The sequence below is a fragment of the Arthrobacter sp. Cza30 genome, assembly GCF_059090765.1.
This window is the reverse complement of sequence record NZ_JBNHGA010000007.1, coordinates 276395-299412: the sequence shown is the minus strand read 5'-3', so window position 1 is coordinate 299412 and position 23018 is coordinate 276395. Positions and strand designations below refer to the sequence as shown.

Here is a 23018-nt window from a genome sequence, read left to right as displayed (position 1 = left end):
AATGGCTCCAGCCGAGAACTCGTACCCTGGATCAGAGGACACGACCATGCTGGTCAGGCAGTCCCACGCACGGAGACCGTCGGCCGGGGCGCATAAGGCGTCGCCCAAAGAATTAGTCGCGCTGGCTGCTCCAAGGGACCATGCCCCGGCAGGAGCCAACGAGCGGGCCGGCAGCACAATCACTCCCGCCACCGGAGTGTACTCAGGGGGGCCTGCCCCGATCCCTCGAACTTTGCTGGACATTCTCTTTGGCACCGTGGACGAGTACCCGGACGCGGTAGCGGTGGATGACGGCACCACCTCATTGAGTTACCTGGCGCTGCTGGATCGGATCGAGTCCCTGGCCCTGGACCTGCGCGAACGCGGGATCAGTGCCGGAGACCGGGTCGGAATCCTGATGACCCCTGGTACGGTCGACCTCTACATCGCAGTGCTGGCCGTACTCGTTCGCGGAGCGGCATGCGTCCCTGTCGATCCTGACGAGCTCGGTGACCGGGCCGCGTTGGTATGGGAAGAGGCTAGAGTATGCGCGGTAGTCGGACCCGGGCTTCGGGTCCGTCCCGTCATCGGAGCGCCCGCCCATGGGGAAGCACGACCGCCCACCGCCGACGACGATGCATGGGTCACCGCCAGCTCAGGCTCAACCGGCCGATTCAAGGCAATCGCCGTTTCACACCGGTCGGCGGCCGCCTTCGTGGACGCTGAAGCGTCGGTCTTCTGCGCCGAGGACCCGCTCGGGCCCCGCGATCGTGTGCTGGCCGGTCTCTTCGGCAGGTCCGGCCTGTGCGACGAAATGTGGCTGGCCTGGCGGCACGGCGCCTGCTTGGTGCCGGCACCTCCCGAAGTCATCCGCTCCGGCGAAGACTTGGGCCCGTGGCTGGTGTCACGGGGTATCACCGTAGTCCCAACTGTGCCTGCCCTGGCTGCACTATGGCAGACGGAACAGCTGCAAGACGTCCGATTGCTGATCTTCGGCGAGGAATGCCCACCGGATCTTGCGGCGCGGCTGGCTGCCCCCGGCAGGGAAGTATGGACCACGTACCGTCCCATCGAGGCCGCCGTCGCCTGTGCTTTGGCCCATGGGGCGACCCCGGCACCCATCGGCCGGCCGCTTCCCGGCTGGCAACTGGCCGTCGTGGACAGGAACGACCAGCCTGTCGCCTGGGGCGAAGAAGGAGAGCTGGTCATCGGCGGGGTCGGCCTGGGCCGGTGCCTCGATCCCGGTGATGATGCCGAGAGATATGCCCCCCTGGACACCCTCGGCTGGCCCCGGGCATACCGCACTGGAGACCTTGTCCGCGCCGATTTCGAAGGCCCGGTATTTGTCGGCGGCACCGGCGGACATGCCGGACTCGCCGGACGCCGAGCCGGGCGCCCCGAGACGGGGCTCACCGCAGCGCCGCACGAGGTTCGCTCGGAGGATCCGGCACGAGCGGCTGACCTTATCCAGGAAGCGATGACAGCCACTTTGAACCCGTTGCTGTTGCAGTCCCCGCACCACCAGAGCGTGCGGTGGTCTCCGGGGGAGCGGCTGGAAGCGCTCTTCGAGAGCCGCTGCGACTCGTTGCGCCGCGAAGGCCGGGCAGGCCAGTTGGCCGTCGACTCCGAAGACTCGACCTTGACCTACGATCAGCTTGACGCACGGGCCAATCAGCTGGCCCGGTACCTGCTCGCCGACGGAGCCCACGCCGGCGACCGCATCGCGCTGCTGTTCGACCACGCGGTTTGGTCCTACGTCTCAATACTGGCGGTGCTGAAGATTCAAGCGGCGTATGTACCGCTGGACGCCGGATTTCCGCCGGACCGGCTGGGCTACATCATGGAGGACTCCGGGGCCAGCCGCGTGCTGACCCTGAGCCACCTGGCCGGTCTCTTGCCGGAGGACTGCCCGCGCGCCCTGAGTTTGGACACGGCCGCCACAGACATTGCCTCCCTGTCCGGCTCCCGGCTCACAGACAGTGAGAAGCCCGCCCCTGTCGAGAACTTGGCCTACGTCATCTACACCTCGGGGTCCACGGGCCGCCCCAAAGGGGTGGCCATTGAACACACCAGCATCTGCAACTTCGTCCGGGTCGCCGCCGAGGTCTACGGATATCAGAGCGACGACCGCGTCTATCAGGGACTGACGATCGCCTTCGACTTTTCTGTCGAGGAGATGTGGGTGCCGTGGATGGTCGGCGCGACCTTGGTGCCCAAGCCGAGTTCGAAGAGCCTGCTCGGGGCCGACCTGGAACGGTTCGTGATCGACAACCGTGTCACAGCGATGTGTTGCGTACCCACCCTGCTGGCCACACTGGAGCATGAGCTCCCCGACCTGCGTTTTCTGCTGGTCTCCGGGGAGGCCTGCCCGCGCGATCTGGCCGAGCGCTGGCACCGGCCGGGCCGGAGATTTCTTAATGTGTATGGGCCTACCGAAGCGACCGTGACTGCCACGTGGGACGTTATGCATCCCGACAAACCGATCACCCTCGGCCAGCCTCTACCGACCTACACGGTCATGATCCTGGACCCCGAGGAACCGCGGGCTTTGCCGCGGGGCGAAATGGGGGAGATCGGCATCGCCGGGATCGGGCTGGCCGTGGGTTACGTGAATCATCCCGAGAAGACAGATTCAGTCTTTATCCCCGACTTTCTGGGCATCCCGAACAACCCTTCGGGACGCATCTACCGCAGCGGAGATCTTGGGCGCATCACCGACGACGGGCTGATCGAGTACTACGGCCGGATCGATACCCAGGTCAAGATCCGCGGCTACCGGATCGAGCTGTCCGAGATCGAATCGGTGCTTCTGCAAATCCCGGGGATCGCGCAGGCAGTAGTCGAAACGCACGAATCAGCACCGGGGATGACCGAGCTTGCCGCGTTCTATACGTTGCGCAACGGCGTCTCCGCCCTCGCGCCCGAGGAGATCAGGGAGGAGCTCCGCGACCGACTGCCAAGCTACATGATCCCGGCCTTCTACGAGCAGCTTGAGACCATGCCGATGCTGCCCAGCGACAAGGCCGACCGGAAGAACCTGCCGACGCCCAGCAACCGGGTGAGCGCTTCGTCCGACGCCGAGTACTGCGAGCCGACGACGGACGCCGAGGCCGCTCTGGCCGAGCAGCTTGCCGCCGTGCTGGGATTGGGACGCGTCTCCGTCGAGGCCCACGTGTTCGACAACCTTGGGGCCAACTCCCTGTTAGTCGCGCGCTTCTCCGCCGCGCTGCGCACAAACACCGACCTGCCGCCGGTCGACCTGCAGGTCATCTACGAGCATCCGACGATCCGGGCGCTCGCCGCGGCGATCACTGCTCCGGCCGCCGCGGACGCGTGGGCGGAACAGGAACCGGACCCGCGGCCCAAACGAGGGCGGATCGCCACGTTCGACATCGCGCTTTGCGGTTTCCTGCAGGCGGCGCTCGCCATCGGTTACTCCTATGCTTTCATCACGGCGATCGTGGTCGGCTACACCTGGGTCATAGCAGGGGCCGGCATCCTGGAGATCTGGGGACGTGCGGTCGTCGTCGGGGTCAGTTTCTTTCTGGCCCTCAGCATCGTGCCAATCGTGCTCAAATGGCTGATCCTGGGACGGTGGAAAGAGCAGAACATCCGCATCTGGTCGCTGGCCTACGTCAGGTTCTGGTTTGTCCGTGCACTGGTCAGGCTCAACCCGCTGGCCTACTTCGTCGGCACCCCGATTCTTCCCTTCTACCTGCGGTTGATGGGGGCAAAGGTCGGCGCCAACGTCACCATCCTCACGCCCATCACTCCGGTGTGCACCGACCTGTTGACGATCGGCAGCGGGACGGTGATCAACAGGGATACGTTCTACCTGTGTTACCGGGCCCACAACGGCTGGATCCAGACCGGCCGGGTCACGCTTGGCCAGGACGTCTTAATCAGCGAGAGGTGCGTGCTGGACATCGGCACTTCGATGGGTGACGGAGCGCAACTGGGCCACTCGTCGTCGCTCCAGAGACAGCAGTCCGTCCCCGCCGGCGAAAGCTGGCACGGATCCCCCGCGGTCCCGGCCGACGTGAACTACCGGCTGGTCGAGCCGCTGAGGTGCAGCCGGGTGCGGCGGGTCATTTACAGTGCCTTCCTCCTGGTCAGTAACACGGTCCTGTTCGGCCCGCTGCTTCTACTGGCCATCGCGCTGCTTTTGCCGGCCTACGTGGGAAGCGGCCATTTGAACCATGCCAACCCGGGGTTCTACCTGGACCTGGCCTTCGCTTCTTTCGTCGTGCTGTTCGGGGGCATGCTCGCCGTTCTGGCGGCAATGTCGACGGTTCCTCGAGTGCTTAACCTCTTCCTCAAACCGGGGCGGGCCTATCCGCTGTACGGTCTGCGCTATGCGGCCCACCGACTCATCTTCCGGATGACCAATGTCTTCCAGTTCATGCACATCAGCGGGGACAGCTCCCTGATAGTGCACTACCTCCGTCTGTTGGGTTACAAACAGCCCAACCTGGAGCAGACCGGATCGAACTTCGGGACGGAACTCGACCACGACAACCCGTACCTGACCACCGTGGGATCCGGGACCATCATTTCCGACGGCGTGTCGATCATCAACGCAAACTACTCAAGTACGTCCTTCCAGGTTTCCGAGGTGAAAATCGGGGCAAAGAACTTCTTCGGTAACGACATTCCGTATCCCGCCGACGCCCGTGTGGGCGACAACGTTCTGTTCGGCAGCAAAGTCATGATTCCCATCGACGGCGAGGTCCGGCAAAACGTCGGCCTGCTCGGTTCACCTGCATTCGAGATTCCCCGGTCGGTCGATCGGGACACAGCGTTCCTCAGGATCGACCGCCGGGAGGAAATCGTCCGCCGGCTGCCGGCCAAGAACCGGCACAATGCACTGTCGATTGGGCTGTACCTCGCCAGCCGCTGGATCCTCGTCCTCACCGGCATGCTGGCGTTCTCCTTCGCCATCATCCTGTTCCCGGGTGTTCCGGGCCTCGGCCTCTACATGGGCACCGTCTGCTTTGGCGCCTTCATGATCGCCTTCTTCATCGTGCTCGAGCGTGCCGCGCAGGGGTTCAAAGCGATGGTCCCGACCGTATGCTCGATTTATGACGTGCAATTCTGGCGACACGAACGGTTCTGGAAGTTCATCACGTATCCGCTCTATTTCTTCGACGGGACCCCGTTCAAGCCCCTGTTCTGGCGCCTGCATGGTGTCCGGATGGGCAAGCGGGTCTTTGACGACGGGTGCGTCATCCCGGAGAAGACGTTGGTGGCCATCGGGGACGACACGACTCTCAATACCGCCAGCGTCGTCCAGTGCCACTCAATGGAGGATGGCGTCTTCAAACTCGACACCATCACCATCGGCCGGGGAGTCACCTTGGGGGTGGGCGCCTATCTGCTCTACGACGTCGTCATGGGCGACGGTTCGGTGCTGGAAGCCGATTCCTTTTTGATGAAGGGCAGCCAAGTGCCGGAAGGCACGCGGTATGGCGGCAACCCCGCACGGGAAATTGTCTAGGCACCGGAAGACAAGGACGACGATGGGCGCTATCCAGGACAGCCAGGGACGCGACGTCGACCCTGCAGGCGCTCAGGGGATGCAGAGCCGGAGGCGGCTGGCCGGCATCGACGCGGCCCGCGGACTGGCCCTTCTCGGGATGATCGCCATTCACATCTTGCCGGACGCGAACGAGGACACCGGCGAGCCGACCCTGGCATGGATCCTGTTCGCCGGGGACTCCGCCGCGCTGTTCGCCCTCCTCGCCGGAGTAGGCTTGGCCCTGGCCTCGGGCGGGTACAGACCGCACACCGGGCGAAGGATGGCGGGGGACCGGCTGGGACTGGCCGTGCGGGCCGTCCTGATCGGGGTGATAGCCCTGGCGATCGCGCCCTTCTTGCAGCAGGAGGATCCTCCCGCCTACGGCATCTTGATCTACTACTCGGTGTTCTTCCTGCTCGCCATTCCTTTCCTCCACCTGCGGCCAAGGACATTGTTCATCAGTGCGGCCGTCTTCGGCATCGTCTCGCCGATCCTGCTGCAGAAGCTGGATCCAATGCTCCCGACATCGTCGACGTTCAACCCCACCGTGGGGCATCTCTTCTTCGAACCGACCGGCGTCGCCTCGGATTTACTACTGACCGGCTCATATCCGGCGCTGCCGTACATGTGCTACATCCTGACCGGTATGGGGATCGGACGACTGGATCTGCGAAAGCCCAGAGTGCAGGGATACATCGCCGGTATCGGTGCAGGCCTGGCAATCTTCGCCAACGCAGCCTCAGCCATCCTGCTGTACGCCATGGGAGGCTTCGAGCAGTTGCTCGCCACCAGCGGGATGACGGAGGAAGAGCTGGACTATGGTCTCGTCTTTGGGCCGGGGATCATTCCGGACACCTCCGCGTGGTGGCTCGCCATCGCGACACCGCACTCCAACATGCCGCTGGCAATCGCCAGCAGCCTGGGCCTCGGCCTGTTGGTGACCGGCCTGTTCCTCCTCGCCGAGCGGGCGGACGGACGCGTGCTGGCACCACTTGCCGCGATGGGCACGATGACACTAACCCTCTATTCCGCGCACCTGCTCGCACTCAGCCCCGAGGTGCACTACGAGGCACCCTTCGTGTGGTTTATTGTGCATCTAACGGTCGCCGTGGCGTTCGGTTTGATCTGGCGCCGCTGGCTGGGGCAAGGCCCCTTGGAAAGACCGGTCGCTGCGGCCGCCAAAAACTTCGGGCAGATCGTGGACGACGGATCGTCCGGCGCCCCTGCTGCCTCAGGAACGGCTCCCCGCTGATCCGGGACCTCCTGCCTACCGGGGGGGTGCTTTGGGCTGCACCGACCCTTAGGTACCGCCTCATGATCCGGCCCCGGTTCCCCTCGGGTCTCCCTTCATTCCTGCTCATCCTGACGAGTCCAAACCTGTCATCGGACATTGCTTGGCCGATGGAGTCGGCAGCTAGAATGCTGTGGTGATGTTGCACACATGAGGACGACATGAAACTGCACTGGCCCCGGCGCCGGAGATCCCTTGTCGTCGTCGCGGCGCTCGGGCTGGTTGTTCTCCTCGGCGCGCTTGTCCTGGCCTCTGTGCGGGCGGAGCAATCCGGGCCGCAGGCGCAGGCTTCCACGGTGTACGAGCACCTGGAAGAGTTTCAAGCAATTGCGGATGACCACGGCGACCGAGCCATCGGCAGCGACGGATATGAGGCCGCGGCTCAGTACGTAGAACGGCAACTCGAGAGTGCAGGTTATGAAAGCACGCGCCAGTACTTCACGTTCGAAACGCGTGGCGAAAGCTACGAGTCGTTCAACATCATTGCCGAGACGGCTGGCGGCAGCGCCGACAACGTGATCATGCTTGGCGCCCACCTCGACGGGGTGCGGAACAGTCCGGCAATCAATGACAACGCCTCCGGTGCTGCGGCTCTTTTGGAGGCCGCGCAAGAACTCAGTCAACGGGGTGAACCCAACAATAAGGTGCGCTTCGCGTGGTGGGGGGCGGAAGAATTTCCGGAGGCGTTCGGCTCCAGGCATTACGTCGAGGACTTGGCGGAGCACGACAGCGGCGAACTCGACTACATCGCCGCCTATCTGAACATCGACATGGTGGCTTCACCCAACTACGTCATCGCCGTCTACGACCCTCGGGAACCCGATGACGACTCCTGGTGGAATGTACCCGACGGTTCGGTGGAGATCATGGAGTTCTTCACGGACTACTTCGACTCCCAAGCCCAACCCTGGGTGCCCACGGGATGGGAATTCTATTCCGATCAAGTGGCGTTCATCGAGGAAGATATTCCTGTGGGCGGTCTCTTCACCGGCAGCAACGAAAAGAAGTCGGTCCGGGAGTCTATCCTCTTCGGCGGCGCTGCACGGCAACCACGCGATCCGAACTACCACAAGCCGGGCGATGACATCAGCAACGTCGACCTGGAGGCGCTAAGCATCATGACCGACGCGATCATACATGCCGCCACCAGCCTGGCTGAGGACAGCAGCGCCCTGGAGTGACTGGCTGCAGGATTCGGGCCGGCGGCCTTACCCTGATAAACTTCTGGCATTGCCTAGGCGAGGGAGGGCCGGAACCGGTCCTCCGTTATCGACGGTGGCTAGCAGCTTCGTTTCTCTGCACTGGTATCGGTGCGGCGGGTCGGTCTCTAGGCACCCGCCTTAAAACCACCCAGCACAAGGAGAACATCATGTCCGATCAGAAGCTTGCAGCTGAAGTCCGCAGCGAATTCGGCAAGGGCGCCGCGCGCCGGGCCCGCCGCAACGCCCAGATCCCCGCCGTCATCTACGGCCACGGGGCCGAGCCGCTGCACGTGCTGCTCCCGCAGAAGGCCACCACGCTGGCGCTGCGTACCTCCAACGCGCTGCTGACCCTGGACGTTGACGGGAACGAGCACCTGGCCCTGGCCAAGGACATCCAGCGCGATCCCATCGCCCAGATCATCGAGCACGTTGACCTGCTCACCGTCCGCAAGGGCGAGAAGGTCCACGTCGACGTCAACATTCATGTTGAGGGCGAAGTCGCCCCGGGCGCTATCTTGGACCTGGAAGAGTTCACCGTTCTGGTCGAGGCCGATGCGACCGCTCTGCCGGAGGCGCTGACCATCAACGTTGAAGGCCGCGAGGTTGGCGAGCACGTTCATGCCACCGACATTCAGCTGCCCGCCGGCGTCAGCCTGCTGATCCCCGAGGACACCGTGATCGCCGCGGTTTCCGCTCCGACCGTGGCCGAGCCTGAAACCGCTGAAGAGGGCGCAGCCGCCGAGCCTGCTGCCGAAACTCCGGCCGAGTAACGACGCTGCCTTCAAAGCCCCCGGCGATGCCTTCGCGCATTCGCCGGGGGCTTTGGTCTATCCCTAGGATGATCTTGAATCCTTCGCATCTACCGTCCGAGGAGCACCCGTCTACGTGAGCACCGACACCTGGCTGATCATCGGTTTGGGCAACCCGGGCCCCGGCTACAGCGGCAATCGGCACAACGTCGGCCAAATGGCCCTCGACGAGCTGGCCGGCCGGGTCGGCGGTTCGTTTAAGTCACACAAGGCGCACGCGCAGGTCCTGGAAGGGCGTCTGGGAATTGGCGGGCCCAGGGTCGTGCTCGTCAAGCCACTGACGTTCATGAATCTGTCCGGGGGCCCGACGTCGGCGCTGTGCCGGTTCTTTTCGATCGAACCGGACCACGTGGTCGCCTTGCACGACGAGATCGACATCCCCTTCAATACGATCAAACTCAAGATCGGCGGGGGAGAGGGCGGGCACAACGGCCTCCGCGACATGTCCAAGGCGCTGGCGACCAAGGACTACTACCGGGTCCGCATAGGCGTTGGCCGCCCGCCCGGCCGAATGGACACGGCGGACTATGTGCTGCGTGATTTCTCAGGTGCCGAGAAGAAAGACCTGCCCTTCCTCCTGGACGATGCAGCAGACGCCGTCGAACTGCTCTTGGTAGACGGGCTCCTGGCCGCGCAGCAAAAGTTCCACGCCAATGCCAAGCAGGGGTGAGTGTCAGGAGACCGCTGGGGTATCCCGCGGTTCATAGGCGCAGCAACTTGGCCTAAGAACGAGTGGCGACTACTCGTGTCAGCTCACCCTCGCCTCTTTACGCTGGGAAAGTGGTGCTGCGCCGCCAAGGCGGTGCCGCCATACCGTGCGCGTGGGGCTCAAGTCCCACGCGCATCCAGCGGACCGGCGGGGTTGGTGAAAGCCAGAGGAACCGCGCAGGCGGAACCTTCCCCCCAGGCCCCGTCGGTCCTTGCTGGATAACCAAGACAAGCGGGCTCGCAGGAAAGACGGTCAGATGCGGGAGCAACAGGGATCGCCGTAGCGGACGTCAGCTGCGCCGCCGTCGAGCACAGGCTGCGATGGTGGGCAGGGCCCCCGCGGGCGTCACACAACCGTCAACTGGCACGTCGGCACCAACCGTGCATAAAATCGTTTCAGCCTGAGTGGCTCCCTGAGCGGGGCCGACGATGGGCGGCCTCCGAGACTGGGCCACCCCCATCCCATCGTCGGCCCCTTTTTCATGGCCGTTCCGATGCAGGCGTGCCGCTGGCAAACCTCGGCGCGGGCAAACCTCGGGTTGCGCTGCGTCGGGGGCATTTAACGCAGCGCAACCCTTCGGTCGGGGATTCTGCCCGCCTGCGCAGGCGGGCTCGTCCCCGTCTAGTGGGACTACGGCAGTTCCGGCTCGATCCGGACTGCCGCAGGCCTAGTTTCGGACGACGCGTGGAGTTTTCGCCCCCGCGTGTGGGTGAACCTCCTTCTGCCGCAGCGCCAGAAGCTGCCGGATACGGCGAAGGGCAATGGGCCCTGTGGGTGTCTTCTCCAGCCGTTCGACTTCCGCGCTGAGCCGTTCGGCAGCCTCGGCTGCCAAAGAAACGCGCGGCGTCGTACGAACAGACGAGGGGTCGAGCAGCGCCTTCTCGAGTTCGGCGGCCAATGACCGCTGGTCCTGCGCGAGGATCGCGTCGCCGTGCTGCGCCATCGTCTCGGTAAACGCGATCTGATGCCCGTCGACGACCTCCCGCAGTTCCGGCCGCCGGGGCACCGCGATCGGCAAGTGGCCAGCTTCACGGGCGTCCAGGATGGACCCTGGCCCGCCCTGGACGACGACGACGGTGGCAGTTCGATACAGTGCCAGCAAGTCCTCGCGCGGCATCCTGGTGACCCCGTCGGCGTGGCGGGGCGCACGGCTGGCTCCGTGCTGCACCAGGCACGACGGCGGATCGGGAACACCGGCCAGCCACTCGTCGATCCAGTCGACCAGGCGGTCGAACGTGTGATGGTCCGTTCCCAAAGAGACCACGATCTGCGGAGCGGGGTGCGCGCCGTTCACAGGACCGGTCCAATGTTCACGGCTTCGGGATAGAAGCGCCGCTGTTCTTCCCACTGGATGCAGAAGAGCTCGGATAACGGGTAGCAGAGGCGGCCGCTCAGGGTCGGCATGGTAATCCGGTCGAAGCACTCTATGTACACCGTGTGGATGCCGAGCAGGCGGGCGACCAGGAAGAACGGGACACTCACGCCGGCGCCAACGGAAACTACCACGTCGGGGCGCTCCCGGCGGAGCGTCGGCCAGGCCAGCAGCAGGTTTCTGACGGCATTGCGGACATTCCGGGTGGTGGGATAAAAGCACCAGGTGACGTTTTCGTTGTGCAAAGCAGCCTCGACCTCGGGCCGCTGGAACGTCACCCAACTGCGGGCGTGCTGGCTCCACCACTTATCCAACGGCAGCAGCTGGGCCAAATGCCCGCCCGCCGACGTCACGAACATGATTTTCATGCGCGATCCTCCCCCTACCGGGATGCGCCCCAAGGCACCCCGGATCACCGACCTCTGCGGTGATGAAGCGAGCCTATTGACCGGTGGCGGCGGATACACGAGTGGTGCTTACCGGGATCCAGGAGCTGCGCCGGCCGGGGCCGTTTCCGCTACCGGGTTTGCCGGTCAATCGGTCCGGGGAAACACGTTGCTTCCCCGGAGCAGGGCGGTAAGACACTCATCTTTACGGTGACTGCTACGGGCATTACCTGACCACGGCGCATCATTGCTACCTGCAGGTTGCACAAACGGAGGCGCTTTCTCCGTAGACGCCGCATGAAATCGGCTTTAGACTGTGGACCACACCGGTTGGGGATCGGGCCTTGCGGACCTTGGGGGAACGCGGCCTGCGGCCGGCGAAGGCATGGCCGGTAGTAACGTACCGCCGTGCCTGAGCGACTTTGGGGGGAGACGCTGATGACTGCTGTATTTAATGGGCCGATGAGTGGCCCGCTTACCGACTCTATCTCGCCGGGGCGCCGCCGCCTTGCAGAGGACATCTTCGCGGCACTGAAACCCGGACACCAGGGAGTGCTGCTGATCGGTGCTGCCGGCATGGGGAAATCCACCATCGCCCAGCAAGTGCTGAAAATGTTCGGCCCGGAGACGCACCTCGAATTTGTCCGGGGGAGCCACGCCTCGTCGCGCACCCGTTATGCCCCGTTGGGAATCCTGCTCCGGGGCGTGGGCGACGACGGACTGGAGCACCCAGCGCTCGTGCTCGAGGGAATCGCCGCCACGCTGCTGAACCGTGCCAAGGGCAAACGCATTGTCCTGTTTGTGGACAACGCTGAGAACCTGGACGCATTCACTTCAGCTGCCCTGGCCCAATTGGCACGCGCCGGAGTCGTCACCCTTGCGGTGGCCAGCCAGGGCGTCGCCGCCGGCGACGGCGCCTTCATGCAGCTGTGGATCGATGGAGATCTCCGCCGATTCGACGTTGCGCCGCTGGATCCGGCAGACAGTGAGGCGCTGCTGACCGAGATTCTCGGAGGCAACATATCTACCGTTGCGGCACGCTCGTTGTGGCGGAACACCGGTGGAAATCCCCGCTACCTGCGGGTCTTGGCTCAAGACCAGGTGGCAGCACGGACTTTGGTTGAGCAGGACGGGACATGGGTGCTGGCGCAGCCGCTCGTTTTCACCGGCGACATTGCAGACGTGATACGACCGCGGCTGCAACAACTGCCTCCGGGGCACCGCCGGCTGGTCGAGCAACTGGCACTGGCAGGCGGCATCACGCTCTCGGCTCTGCAGCGGTTGGCCGATCCGCTGGCTCTCGAACACCTGGAGGCCCGCGGCATAATCACGGTCGACCTGGGCGTCGACCCGCTGGTACGGGTGGGCGGACATTTCCTGGGCGGAGTCGTCAAGAGCACGCTCACTCCCGGCCGGACGCGTGAACTGTGGGATGAGGTGGCGCACGTCCTGCACCCGGGGGAAGCGCCGGAGCGCTACCTGCCGGATCTCGGCCTCTGGGCGTTGGCAGGAGGCGCCGCGCTGAGTCCGGAAGAGACCCTGCGGGCTGCTGCTGCCGCCAACGACGAACTGGAGCCGGGGCGCGCCCTGCAGTTGGTCAGGGCGCTGGGCCGGCAACAGCGCGGCGCGGCCGGCCTCCGGGAAGAAGTCCGGGCCCTGCTCCTGCTGGGAAAACCGGGCCAGGCCGCTGCCCTGCTCGCGTCCTCCGGTCCGCAGGACGGCAAGGAACCCGCGGCCGCCCTGGCCGCGCTGGCCGGCGAACGCCTCGCCGTTTCGCGGGCCACGGGCGGAACCGTAGGCGACGGATTGGAGGATCTGAAGCGCCTGCGCGAAAGGCTCGGCGCGGAAGTGCGCACGACGTTAGCGGTGGCCGACGACGGCGGCCAGGCACTCGGTGCTGCCGCCCGGACGAAGGACATACTGGAAACCGCGTTCGATGAATCCTTGCTGATCGAAGCAGAGCAGGCCGCTTTCGACGGCCGCTACGGCCGAGTCCCCGAGCTAATCCAGCTGCTGCGCGACGACTGGGATAAGCCTCCGCAGATCAGGCTCCGCGCCGGAGCCCTTCTCTGCGAAGCCTTTGCGGTCATGGGCCGGCAAACGGATGCCCTCAGCCTGGGAAACATGCTGATGGCAGAGCTGGCGGATCAGCGCTTGCCCAAGGGGCTGCGCAACTTCGTGGGGACCCGGGTCTTCGCGTCGCTCATCGTGGCAGGCCAGCTTGATGCGTGCCTGGACTATTGCCAAGCCTCCGCGGCGCAGGAGGGGGCGTCCCTGTGCGGCGACGGGAGCGAGCTCGCCTTGGGGCTCGTCCACGCCCGCGCCGGCCGGGCCGAAAAGGCACTTGCTGCCCTGTTGCCGGCCATCAGCCAGCTGAAGGTCACCGGCAACAGCGGCGGCGCCGGCCTTGCCAACGCCGCGGCCGCCTACGCCTACTCGCTGCTGGCGGACGAGAACAATACCCGACGCCACCTGGCCGCTGCCGCTGCTTCACCGGCAGGTTCACGCCGGCTGGCGCGGCGCGCCACCGAATACTTCAGCATCCTTGCGTCCCAGCGGCTGCGGCGGGGGGACGACGCAGCAGCGGTGCTGGATCAGACCGGTGCCGAGGAACTGGCCGCCGGAAATTCTGCCGCGGCCATGATTTTCCATGCGGCAGCCGCGCGGGTCGGCGGCAGGTCCTATGCACGGAAGCTACAGACATCAGCCGCCGCCTGTGACGGCGAAGCCGCACGGCTCTGCAGTGAGTACAGCGAGGGCCTGATGTCCCAGAACCCCGAGATACTGCTTAAGGCGGCCGATGCCGCGGCCGCCCTGGGCGACATCCTTTTCAGCTACGACGCGGCGCGAGCCGCCCAAAGCGCCGCGGTCACCGGAGGCGACCGCGCGGCGGCCCGCAAAGCACGCGCCATGGAAAACGCGGGATACCGCATGCTCCGGGACAGCAGCACCATCGTTGCGATGCTGGCGTCCCTGAGTCCCTTCGAGCTGACCTTGGCGCAGTTGGCCGCCGAAGGCAGCAGCAGCGCGGCACTGGGCCGAAGGCTGCACTTGTCGCCGCGGACCGTTGATTGGCACTTGGGCAAGATGTTTGCCAGGCTTCATGTCTCCGGCCGCGCCGACTTACGCGACTTGCTGGGAGCGGCGGGTTCGGCGTCATGATTGATGCAGGTCAAGGACGCCGGCTGGTGGGGCGGGACGCCGATGTCATGGCTGCCGCCGAGAACATCCGCAGTGGCAACGGGACCTGGATCGTTGCTGAATCCGGACTCGGCAAGAGCGCCCTTGCGACCGCCGTACTGCAGGAATTGGCGGACGACGTACGGCCGTTTCGCGTCCACGCCAGCCGGACCTTTTCCTCGGTCCCGTACGGCGCCTTGGCGCCGCTGCTCACAAACTTGACCGCGCAACAACTGGGCTCGCATTTCTCCACCATGCGCACGCTGACGGAGCGGCTGCAGGCCGACACAACCGGCTTGCAGCCAGCCCTGCTGGTGGTCGACGATGCCCACGACCTGGACGCGGGAAGCGCGGAAATTCTCGGCCAGCTGGTCGCCTCGATGCAGGTCAAAGCGCTGCTGCTCAGTCGACCGAGCCTGGCCGAACCGCCCACGGTCCTGGGAGAGGCGGTCGAGGGGCTGCTGCACCGCCGGTCGTTGGAGCCGCTCAGCGAGAGGCAAGTGCACCAACTGTGCAACCAGGTCCTGGGCGGGGAAACCGCGGCCAGTGCCAGTGCCATCCTTGCCCGGGCCAGCGGCGGTAACCCGCTCTTCCTGCTAAGCCTGCTGGATCAGGCCCGGCAGGCTGGGCGCTTGGTACAGACCCGCGGCATTTGGCTCGTGCGCGATGTGCTCCCGGAGGCGGACGTCCACCTCTCGGAGCTGATCGAACGGGAGCTGCGCGAATTGAGCGCCGACGAGCGCGAAGTATTGGATTTCGTGGCTCTGCTCGGGGCCGTCCCCCTGACCATAATGTTCGAATGCGGGAACGTGCAGGCCATCGACCGGCTGATGGAAAACGGACTCATCGAGATCTCGCCGCCGCCCGAACCTCGGGTTTGGTTGCGCAACCCGGTTCACGCCCGGGCACTGCCGGCTTTGGTTCCGGTGTTCCGAAGGCTGCGGCTGTACCGGAAGATGGAGGCGGTCCTACAGGACCGCGGGTCGGGCGAGATGCTGTTCCGGCGTGCAAAGTGGGCGCTCGACAGTGGTGTACAGCTGCCCGATGATGAGCTGGTGCAGGCGGCAATAACCTCCAACAACGCGGGCGAAACAGAGCTTGCCGTACGGTCGGCCGGCGCCGTGCTGACAGTTGAGTTCCGCTGGGCGGCACAGCTGCAGCGGGCCAGGGCGATGTGCCCTTCCGATCCCACGTCCGGGCCCCTCATCGAGGAGTTGGTTGCCGCGGCCGGTAATCCGGAGCAGGCTCGGGAGGCAGCACTGCTGGCAGCACAAGGGCCGCATCCCTTCCACCAGTGGGCGCACCGCAGCCTCAAGGCCTGGTCGGACGGGGCAAAGGGTGCGCCAACCCGCTCCGATTCAGCGCCTGGTATGGAGCAGGCCGGGATGCTTGACCGGAGCCTCCGGCTGCTCGAGTTGCGCGGTCTGATAGCCGACGGCGGATATACGGCCGCGAGCGGCCCCCTGGCGGCGCTCGTTGCGGAGGCGTCCACCGCCCAGGATCTGGAGTGCCAGGTGGTGGCCGGCGCGCTGTTGGCACAGGTCTATACGGTCACCGGGCGAGCCGATACCGCGGTAGGGGAAACGACCAAAGCGCTCCAGTCGCTCCAGTTGCATGAGCCGCGGGTAGCAAGCCGGGAATTTGTCGTTGCCCGGCACATCACTGCGCTGCTGACGGCGGGGCGCTGGGACGACGCCGCGGAAGCAGTGGCTGGATTTCGGGCCGCAAGGCCGAACGGGCTGGTCCATTACGGCGGAACGGTCGACCTGGCGGCCGCGATCATCCTCGGACGCCGGGGCGACTATGCCGAGGCTTACCGCACGCTGGCCGGGGCTGCGGTGGAACTGGAACACCACGACCCGTTGTGCCTGCGCCCGGTGGCGCTCGCCGTCGGCGGGTATCTCGCGATGTTGAACGGGCAGGATGAGCAGGCCGGGCGGTACTTGTCCGATTACGCGATGGCGGAGACCGGCAGCGCTACTCCTTCCGGCCTTTTCAGCGCCGGAATGGCTGCTGCCGCCCGGTTGCTGCAGTTTCCCGGCACCAAGGCGCTGTCCGAACTGCATTCCCTGGCAGACAGTGCGGGGAATCAGGGGTGGAGTTCCCTCGAACTCGCCTTGAGGTTCCTGGCTATTCAGCTGGGCGACCTGGGCAGGATCGGCCAAATCGGCACGTTGGCCGCTTCCATTGAGGGGAGTGAAGCCGAGTTGGCAGCCCTTTACTGCGAGGCGGCGGACGCAGGCGGACTGGAGCAAATGGTGCACACGGCCGAGGAGATGCATTCATCAGGGCTGGTCTCCCTTGGGCTCCACACCTTGTCCGAGGCGCTGCGGATTTCCAAGGCGGAACGCAACCGGCCCGCCCAAAGGCGCATCAACGCACTGCTGGCGCAGTGGCAGGAGGCGGCACCCGTCGCCCGGGAGGTCCCGTCCTCTACGTCGCTGACACGACGGGAACGAGACATCGCGGCATTGGTCATCGCGGGCAAACGCAATGCGGAGATCGCGGAAGCGCTCTCGCTGTCGGTACGCACCGTCGAAGGCCACATCTACCGAATGTTCGAGAAGCTGGGCATCAACCGCCGGGAGCAACTGGGGCGCGAACACCTGTAGCCGCAGCCCGAGGGGACGACCACTGCCAGAGACGAGTACGCCGCCGGTAGTGGTCGTTCCATGTGCAGGTATCCGGCGTCCCGATACCGGCAAAGGCCCCCTCTTCGCGCCCACTGCCGCTCCCTGCGCCGCAGAATTGGAGGCAGAAACGTGAGTAGCGCCGCAGAGAATCCGGTAGCCGATACGCGCACACCCTCAGGTGCGCTTCCGTAGGCTTCTGAGGGTACGGAAACACCGGCCCTGCAAGGGCGCAGGGAGTCCGCGGATTGTCGGGGGGCGTTACCCGTACAGGTATAAAGGACGGCTGCGGCATCCGCTGCCGGACAAGAGTGGGAAGTGCATTTCTGGGGGGAGATGTGCCATGGGGGATTCTGCGACTCGTGTGCTGCTGGTGGCTGCCGGAGGACTGGCCCGGGAAGTCCTGTCTTTGATGCGCTCTGCAGGTGGTTGGGACGTCGTCGGCATGATCGACGAGGACCCGGGCCTGCATGGTCGTTACCTGGACGGTGTGCAAGTCATCGGACCTGCCGAAGCGGTGCGCCGGTATCCGGATTGCCGGCTCCTGGTATGCCACGAATCACCGACCATCCGCCAGCAATTGGTGGACCGACTGGCGGAGTGTGGAGCCGGGTCGGAACGTTACGCCACCTTCATAGGCCTCCGAGCACCTCTTGCGGCCGGCGTACGGGTAGGCGCAGGCACCCTTGTCCTGGCGGAAAGTGTTGTGGCCGCGGGAGTGACCCTTGGAGAACACGTCGTCGTGATGCCGCGGGTGTCGCTGGCGCACGATGTCGTAGTGTCGGCATTTGCCACCGTGGGGGCAGGGGCTGCCCTGGCCGGCCAGGTGGAAGTTGGACGCGGTGCTTGGCTAGAGATGCGTTGTAGTGTCGCCTCCGGTGTTGCCATCGGCCGGGACGCCACGGTGGGCATGGGTTCGGCGGTTTTGGACGACGTGCCGCACGAAGAATGCTGGGCGGGAGTGCCCGCACGCCCGATAGCGGGCTCCGGAAACCGGCGGGCCCCACGGGAACTCTCTTATGGCGGGGGACCGCAGGATGCCACGTCCGGCCGAAGCGCGCAGGGAAGCGTCCGCCGCTCGGCTTTCGAACGACTGGCTGCGGCGGCAGCTCTGCAGAGGGCGTTATGAGAGCGGCAAAAACATCGGTTCTTTCCGAGGTCGCCGGCACGCCGACTCTGGCCGCCGCCGCTCCTTTCCGTACCGGTCCACGACAAACACGCCGGATTTTCCGGCTGGTGAAGGGAAACACGAGCCATGCATGATGCCCAGGTGTCCGCGGACGGCTACCTGCAACGCACGGTCGCCCCACTCGTGGGTGTCGCCGCGGAAACGTTCGGGTTCGAGACGCCGGCCACGCCCAAACTCGCCATCCCCACGCTCCCGAAGCCGGCTCTGCCACGCCTCGGCATCCGCGATGGCACGTCCAAGCCGTGGGCCCGTCGCTACCAGGCCAAACTGCTGGCAACGGACACGGCCATCATCCTGCTGTCGGTGGGGATGGCCCTGCTGCTCGCCGGTGAGCAGGTGACCAGGGGCGGTGCGGCCCTGGCCCTGGCCACCGGTGCAGTCATTGCGTGTGCCCTTGCAGTGGGCAAGACCCGGGACCTGCGGGTGATCGGTGTCGGAGCCAGCGAATACAAGAAGGTGATCAGGGCAAGCTCCGGTGCCTTCGGCATGCTCGCAGTCGTGCTCCTGGCCCTGCAAGCCGACGAGTTGGCCCCACTATTCGTGACGGGGGTACCCGTGGGCGTCGTCGCGCTGCTGGCGGGACGCTGGGGCTGGCGGCGGTGGCTGACGATGCAGCGGGAGAACGGGCACTATCTCTCGAAGGTCGTCGTCTTGGGTGCCTACGACGACGTCGTTTACGTCATCGACCAGATCGCGAAAAAATCCGGCGCCGTGTATCAGGTGGTGGGGGCAGCGCTGGACGGCGTTCCGGCCGACGGCAACGCCCTCGCGGCTCGGCAAGTCCCCGTAGTGGCCGGCCTGGACGACGTCGAACGAGCCGTGGGAATCCTGGGCGCAGACGCGGTCATCGTGGCCGGGCAGGTGGGGCAGCGCAGCGGCTACCTGCGGGAACTGGGCTGGCGGCTGGAGGAGAGCGCCACCGAGCTGGTGGTCGCGCTGTCGCTGACCAACGTCGCAGGCCCCCGGATCCAGATGCGTCCGGTGGAGGGCCTGCCGCTGATGCATGTCGAGATGCCACAGTTCTCCGGGTACCGGTACCTGCTCAAGCGGATCGTCGACGTCGTGGTTTCCGCCACCGCGCTTGTTATCCTGCTCCCGCTCTTCGCGGTGCTCGCCGCACTGATCCGCTGGGACACGCCCGGCAGTGTCATCTTCAAGCAACGTCGGGTGTGCCGCAGCGGACAGACGTTTGAGATGCTCAAGTTCCGGTCCATGACCGTTGACGCCGAAGCGCAACTTGAAAGCCTGAAGGCATTGAACGAAGGCAGCGGGCCGCTGTTCAAGCTCCGCTCCGACCCTCGTGTCACCAGGGTCGGTGCCTGGATGCGCAAGTACTCGCTGGATGAACTCCCGCAATTCCTCAATGTCCTGCGGGGCGAAATGTCCTTGGTCGGCCCCCGGCCGCCGCTGCCATCGGAGGTGGCGGGCTACGAGGGACATGTCGGCCGCCGGCTCTACATCAAGCCCGGGCTGACGGGGCTCTGGCAGATCAACGGCCGGTCCGACCTGAGCTGGGACGAAAGCGTCAGGCTCGACCTCTACTACGTGGAGAACTGGTCCCTGACCGGGGACCTCATGATCATGTGGCGCACGTTGAAGGTGATGGTGAATCCAACCGGGGCGTATTGAGGGCCCGCTGTCCATGCGATAAGCGCTCGCTGCAAGCAGGAACAAGCGGACCAAACGGTGAAGGGGGAAACGATGGGGGCGGAGATACAGGCGGTCAACCGCTTGGATTTGGGACGGTATGTCCCGGATACCGCGCTGGCGCCGGAGCTGGCGGGCAGGGCCGGGACCATGCTGCGGCAACTGCAATGGGACGCCGCGGCCCGGGGGTGGACAGCCGAGCGGCTGAAAACAGAAGGTGATGCCCGCTCGCATGATTTGCTGGCCGCAGCGCTTCGACGGTCCCGGCCGGAGGACCTGGTGCTCTCGGAAGAAGGCGAGGACGATCCGGCGCGCTTGCGGGCTGAGCGGGTCTGGATTATCGATCCGCTGGACGGCACCCGCGAATTCTCCGAAGGACGCCGGGACTGGGCGGTCCACGTGGCCTTGTGGTGCAGGGGAAACCTGCGCGCGGGGGCCGTCGCGCTGCCGGGACTTTCCATGACCCTGGATACTTCGGACCCTGCAGTCCGGTTGCAACCGTCCCGCTTCCCGCCGGCCCGCCGGTTGCGGATCGCAGTATCGCGGACCAGGTTTCCCGCCGTCATTGGCCGGCTGGTGGAGGAAACGGGCGCGGCAGTGTTGCCGATGGGCTCTGCGGGCTACAAGATCGCCGCTGTTATCCGCGGCGAGGCGGACGCATACCTGCACAGCGGCGGTCAATATGAATGGGATTCGGCGGCACCTGTAGCCGTGGCCCGTAGCCGGGGCCTGCATGCCAGCAGACTGGACGGCTCGCCGCTGCTCTACAACCAGCCGGGCGCGTTCCTGCCCGATCTGCTGGTCTGCCGGCAGGAACTGGCAGGCGACCTGTTGCAGCGGCTCAGCCTAGTGTCCCGGACCTAGCCCGCGGCGTACCGGCTGCACGAACAAAAAGGGGGAAGCAAGAAATGAACGATTCGACGGTCAAACCGCACTATAGGGTGAGCCACCTCAAGCTCCTCGAATCGGAGGCCATCTACATCATCCGTGAAGTCGCGGCCGAACTCGAGAAACCGGCGCTTATGTTCTCCGGCGGCAAGGATTCGATCGTCATGCTGCATCTCGCGGCGAGGGCTTTCGCGCCGGCGCCGATACCGTTCCCGGTAGTGCACATCGATACCGGCCACAATTTCGACGAGGTCCTGCAGTTCCGCGACTCCTTGGTTGCCGAACTCGGCGTGAACCTGGTGGTGGGCTCGGTGCAGGATGCCATCGACCGGGGGCTGGTGCAGGAGGAGCCCAACGGGTCCCGCAACCGCATCCAGACAGCGGTCCTGCTGGAGACTGCCGAAAAATACGGGTTCAACGCACTCATGGGCGGGGCGCGCCGTGACGAGGAAAAGGCCAGGGCCAAGGAACGGGTTTTTTCGTTCCGTGACGAATTCGGCCAGTGGGATCCCAAAAACCAGCGTCCGGAATTGTGGGGCCTGTATAACCCCCGAATCCATCTGGGCGAGAGCATCCGCGTGTTCCCCATTTCGAACTGGACGGAACTCGACATCTGGAGCTACATCGCGCACGAGCAGATCACGGTCCCGCCGATCTACTACGCACACGAGCGGGAAGTTTTCGAACGCAACGGGATGCTCTTCGGGGTGCATCGCTTCTGTCAGCCGCGAGGCAACGAGCGGACCTTCAGGGAGACAGTGCGCTACCGCACCGTCGGCGACGCCACCCTCACCGCCGCCGTCCGCTCCACCGCAACGACGGCTGCGGACGTGATCTCCGAGGTGGCGGCGACCCGCATCACCGAGCGCGGCGCCACCCGTGGGGACGACCAGGTAAGCGAAGCGGCCATGGAAGACCGCAAGAAGGAAGGGTATTTCTGATGGATCTGTTGCGCTTTGCCACTGCGGGTTCGGTAGACGACGGCAAGAGCACCCTGATCGGGCGCCTGCTCTACGACTCGAAATCCATTTTCAGTGACCAGATGGAAGCCATCGAACGCACCAGCCGGGAACGGGGCGACGAGTACACAGACCTGGCATTGCTGACCGATGGGCTGCGCGCCGAACGGGAACAAGGGATAACGATCGACGTTGCCTACCGGTATTTCGCGACGCCGAAGCGCAAGTTCATCATTGCCGACACCCCGGGTCATTTGCAGTACACGCGCAACATGGTGACCGGCGCCTCCACGGCGGACGTCGCGATCGTCCTGGTGGACGCCCGAAAGGGGTTGGTCGAACAAAGCCGGCGCCACGCCTTCCTCGTGTCGCTGCTGCAGGTGCCGCACCTGGTGCTGGCCGTCAACAAGATGGACCTGGTGGGCTGGTCGCAGGAAGTGTTTGAGCAGATCCGCGAGGAGTTCACCGGATTTGCCAGCAAGCTGGAAATCACCGACCTCTCGATCATCCCGGTATCCGCGCTGCAGGGCGACAACGTTGTCTCACGGTCGCAGAACATGCCGTGGTTTGAGGGGCCGTCGCTGCTGCACCATCTTGAGAACCTGCACATCGCGAGTGACCGCAATCTCGTGGACGTGCGCTTTCCGGTGCAGTACGTGATCCGGCCACACCAGAACCGCAACCACGACTATCGCGGCTATGCCGGCCAGGTCTCCGGCGGCGTCATGAGGGTCGGCGACGACGTGATCGTCTTGCCCAGCGGCCTGCCCTCGCGGATTTCCGCCATCGATACGCCGGACGGGCCGGTGGACGAGGCCTTCGCTCCCATGTCGGTTACCGTGCGGCTCGAAGACGACTTGGACATCTCCCGCGGCGACATGATCTGCCGGCCAAACAACAAGCCTGCCGTGGCGCAGGACATCGAGGCGATGGTGTGCTGGATGAGTGACAAGCCGCTGCAGCGGGGGCAGAAGCTTGCAGTCAAACACACCACCCGCAGTGCGCGGGCCTTGGTCAAGGACCTGCAGTACGGGCTGGACATTAACAGCCTGCATCGCCGGCCCGACCCCGACTCGCTCAGCCTCAACGAAATCGGCCGGATCAGGATGCGGACCACATCGCCGTTGCTCGCGGACGAGTACAGGAGGAACAGGCAGACCGGCGGTTTCATCCTGATCGACGAGGCCACCAATGCGACGGTCGGTGCCGGGATGATCGTCGCCACGGCCTGATACCGGCGCCTGCACCAGCAGCCCTGT

The 23018-nt window shown here is 65.3% G+C and carries 14 protein-coding genes; 12 read left to right on the top strand and 2 right to left on the bottom strand.

The features are described from left to right. Positions 1-232: 232 nt before the first annotated feature. The 5 genes from AC5RVZ_RS24110 (at position 233) to pth (ending at position 9469) form a co-directional block, all read left to right on the top strand. The gene (locus AC5RVZ_RS24110) at positions 233-5476 is read left to right on the top strand and encodes a Pls/PosA family non-ribosomal peptide synthetase (protein ID WP_494068165.1); all 5244 of its coding nucleotides are present in this window, start codon (positions 233-235) and stop codon (positions 5474-5476) included. Positions 5477-5498: 22 nt separating this feature from the next. Then, positions 5499-6749 (top strand): heparan-alpha-glucosaminide N-acetyltransferase domain-containing protein, encoded by a 1251-nt coding sequence (locus AC5RVZ_RS24105; RefSeq protein ID WP_494068164.1) that lies wholly within the window; start codon positions 5499-5501, stop codon positions 6747-6749. 200 nt (positions 6750-6949) lie between these two features. Further along, positions 6950-7969 (top strand): M20/M25/M40 family metallo-hydrolase, encoded by a 1020-nt coding sequence (locus tag AC5RVZ_RS24100; protein WP_494068163.1) that lies wholly within the window; start codon positions 6950-6952, stop codon positions 7967-7969. Positions 7970-8157: 188 nt separating this feature from the next. Continuing rightward, positions 8158-8760 carry a 50S ribosomal protein L25/general stress protein Ctc gene (locus tag AC5RVZ_RS24095; protein WP_494068162.1) on the top strand — a complete coding sequence of 201 codons (603 nt, stop codon included), beginning with the start codon at positions 8158-8160 and terminating at the stop codon, positions 8758-8760. A gap of 115 nt (positions 8761-8875) precedes the next feature. Then, entirely contained in the window at positions 8876-9469 is a 594-nt protein-coding gene (pth, locus tag AC5RVZ_RS24090) for an aminoacyl-tRNA hydrolase (protein ID WP_494068161.1), read from the top strand. Between the two features lie 706 nt (positions 9470-10175). Here the strand turns inward: pth and AC5RVZ_RS24085 are convergent. Continuing rightward, on the bottom strand, positions 10176-10802 hold the full coding sequence (locus tag AC5RVZ_RS24085) for a glycosyltransferase (RefSeq protein ID WP_494068160.1): 627 nt from the start codon (positions 10800-10802) through the stop codon (positions 10176-10178). Beyond that, complete coding sequence (gene pssD, locus AC5RVZ_RS24080; protein WP_494068159.1) at positions 10799-11248, bottom strand: PssD/Cps14F family polysaccharide biosynthesis glycosyltransferase; 450 nt, start codon at positions 11246-11248, stop codon at positions 10799-10801. The genes AC5RVZ_RS24085 and pssD overlap by 4 nt, the downstream gene beginning before the upstream one ends. 426 nt (positions 11249-11674) lie before the next feature. Here pssD and AC5RVZ_RS24075 point away from each other — a divergent pair, with 426 nt between their 5' ends. The 7 genes from AC5RVZ_RS24075 (at position 11675) to cysN (ending at position 22991) form a co-directional block, all read left to right on the top strand. After that, a complete protein-coding gene (locus AC5RVZ_RS24075; protein ID WP_494068158.1) occupies positions 11675-14428 on the top strand; it encodes a helix-turn-helix transcriptional regulator in 2754 nt (917 codons plus the stop codon). Further along, on the top strand, positions 14425-17058 hold the full coding sequence (locus AC5RVZ_RS24070; RefSeq protein ID WP_494068157.1) for a helix-turn-helix transcriptional regulator: 2634 nt from the start codon (positions 14425-14427) through the stop codon (positions 17056-17058). The genes AC5RVZ_RS24075 and AC5RVZ_RS24070 overlap by 4 nt, the downstream gene beginning before the upstream one ends. 361 nt (positions 17059-17419) lie before the next feature. Beyond that, positions 17420-18205 (top strand): NeuD/PglB/VioB family sugar acetyltransferase, encoded by a 786-nt coding sequence (locus AC5RVZ_RS24065; protein ID WP_494068156.1) that lies wholly within the window; start codon positions 17420-17422, stop codon positions 18203-18205. Positions 18206-18331: 126 nt separating this feature from the next. After that, complete coding sequence (locus AC5RVZ_RS24060) at positions 18332-19894, top strand: sugar transferase (protein WP_494068155.1); 1563 nt, start codon at positions 18332-18334, stop codon at positions 19892-19894. Between the two features lie 72 nt (positions 19895-19966). Next, the gene (locus AC5RVZ_RS24055; RefSeq protein ID WP_494068154.1) at positions 19967-20776 is read left to right on the top strand and encodes a 3'(2'),5'-bisphosphate nucleotidase CysQ; all 810 of its coding nucleotides are present in this window, start codon (positions 19967-19969) and stop codon (positions 20774-20776) included. A gap of 44 nt (positions 20777-20820) precedes the next feature. Continuing rightward, positions 20821-21741, top strand: coding sequence for a sulfate adenylyltransferase subunit CysD (gene cysD / locus AC5RVZ_RS24050; RefSeq protein ID WP_494068153.1), 921 nt, complete (start codon positions 20821-20823; stop codon positions 21739-21741). Continuing rightward, positions 21741-22991, top strand: a complete 1251-nt coding sequence (gene cysN, locus AC5RVZ_RS24045; RefSeq protein ID WP_494068152.1) for a sulfate adenylyltransferase subunit CysN — start codon at positions 21741-21743, stop codon at positions 22989-22991. The genes cysD and cysN overlap by 1 nt, the downstream gene beginning before the upstream one ends. Positions 22992-23018: the final 27 nt, after the last annotated feature.

Excerpts from the sequence above, each read along its gene's own strand:
- AC5RVZ_RS24105 (WP_494068164.1), top strand. The coding sequence starts at position 5,499 with ATGGGCGCTATCCAGGACAGCCAGGGACGCGACGTCGACCCTGCAGGC.
- AC5RVZ_RS24100 (WP_494068163.1), top strand. The coding sequence starts at position 6,950 with ATGAAACTGCACTGGCCCCGGCGCCGGAGATCCCTTGTCGTCGTCGCG.
- AC5RVZ_RS24095 (WP_494068162.1), top strand. The coding sequence starts at position 8,158 with ATGTCCGATCAGAAGCTTGCAGCTGAAGTCCGCAGCGAATTCGGCAAG.
- pssD (WP_494068159.1), bottom strand. The coding sequence starts at position 11,248 with ATGAAAATCATGTTCGTGACGTCGGCGGGCGGGCATTTGGCCCAGCTG.
- AC5RVZ_RS24070 (WP_494068157.1), top strand. The coding sequence starts at position 14,425 with ATGATTGATGCAGGTCAAGGACGCCGGCTGGTGGGGCGGGACGCCGAT.
- AC5RVZ_RS24065 (WP_494068156.1), top strand. The coding sequence starts at position 17,420 with ATGGGGGATTCTGCGACTCGTGTGCTGCTGGTGGCTGCCGGAGGACTG.
- AC5RVZ_RS24060 (WP_494068155.1), top strand. The coding sequence starts at position 18,332 with ATGCATGATGCCCAGGTGTCCGCGGACGGCTACCTGCAACGCACGGTC.
- AC5RVZ_RS24055 (WP_494068154.1), top strand. The coding sequence starts at position 19,967 with ATGGGGGCGGAGATACAGGCGGTCAACCGCTTGGATTTGGGACGGTAT.
- cysD (WP_494068153.1), top strand. The coding sequence starts at position 20,821 with ATGAACGATTCGACGGTCAAACCGCACTATAGGGTGAGCCACCTCAAG.
- cysN (WP_494068152.1), top strand. The coding sequence starts at position 21,741 with ATGGATCTGTTGCGCTTTGCCACTGCGGGTTCGGTAGACGACGGCAAG.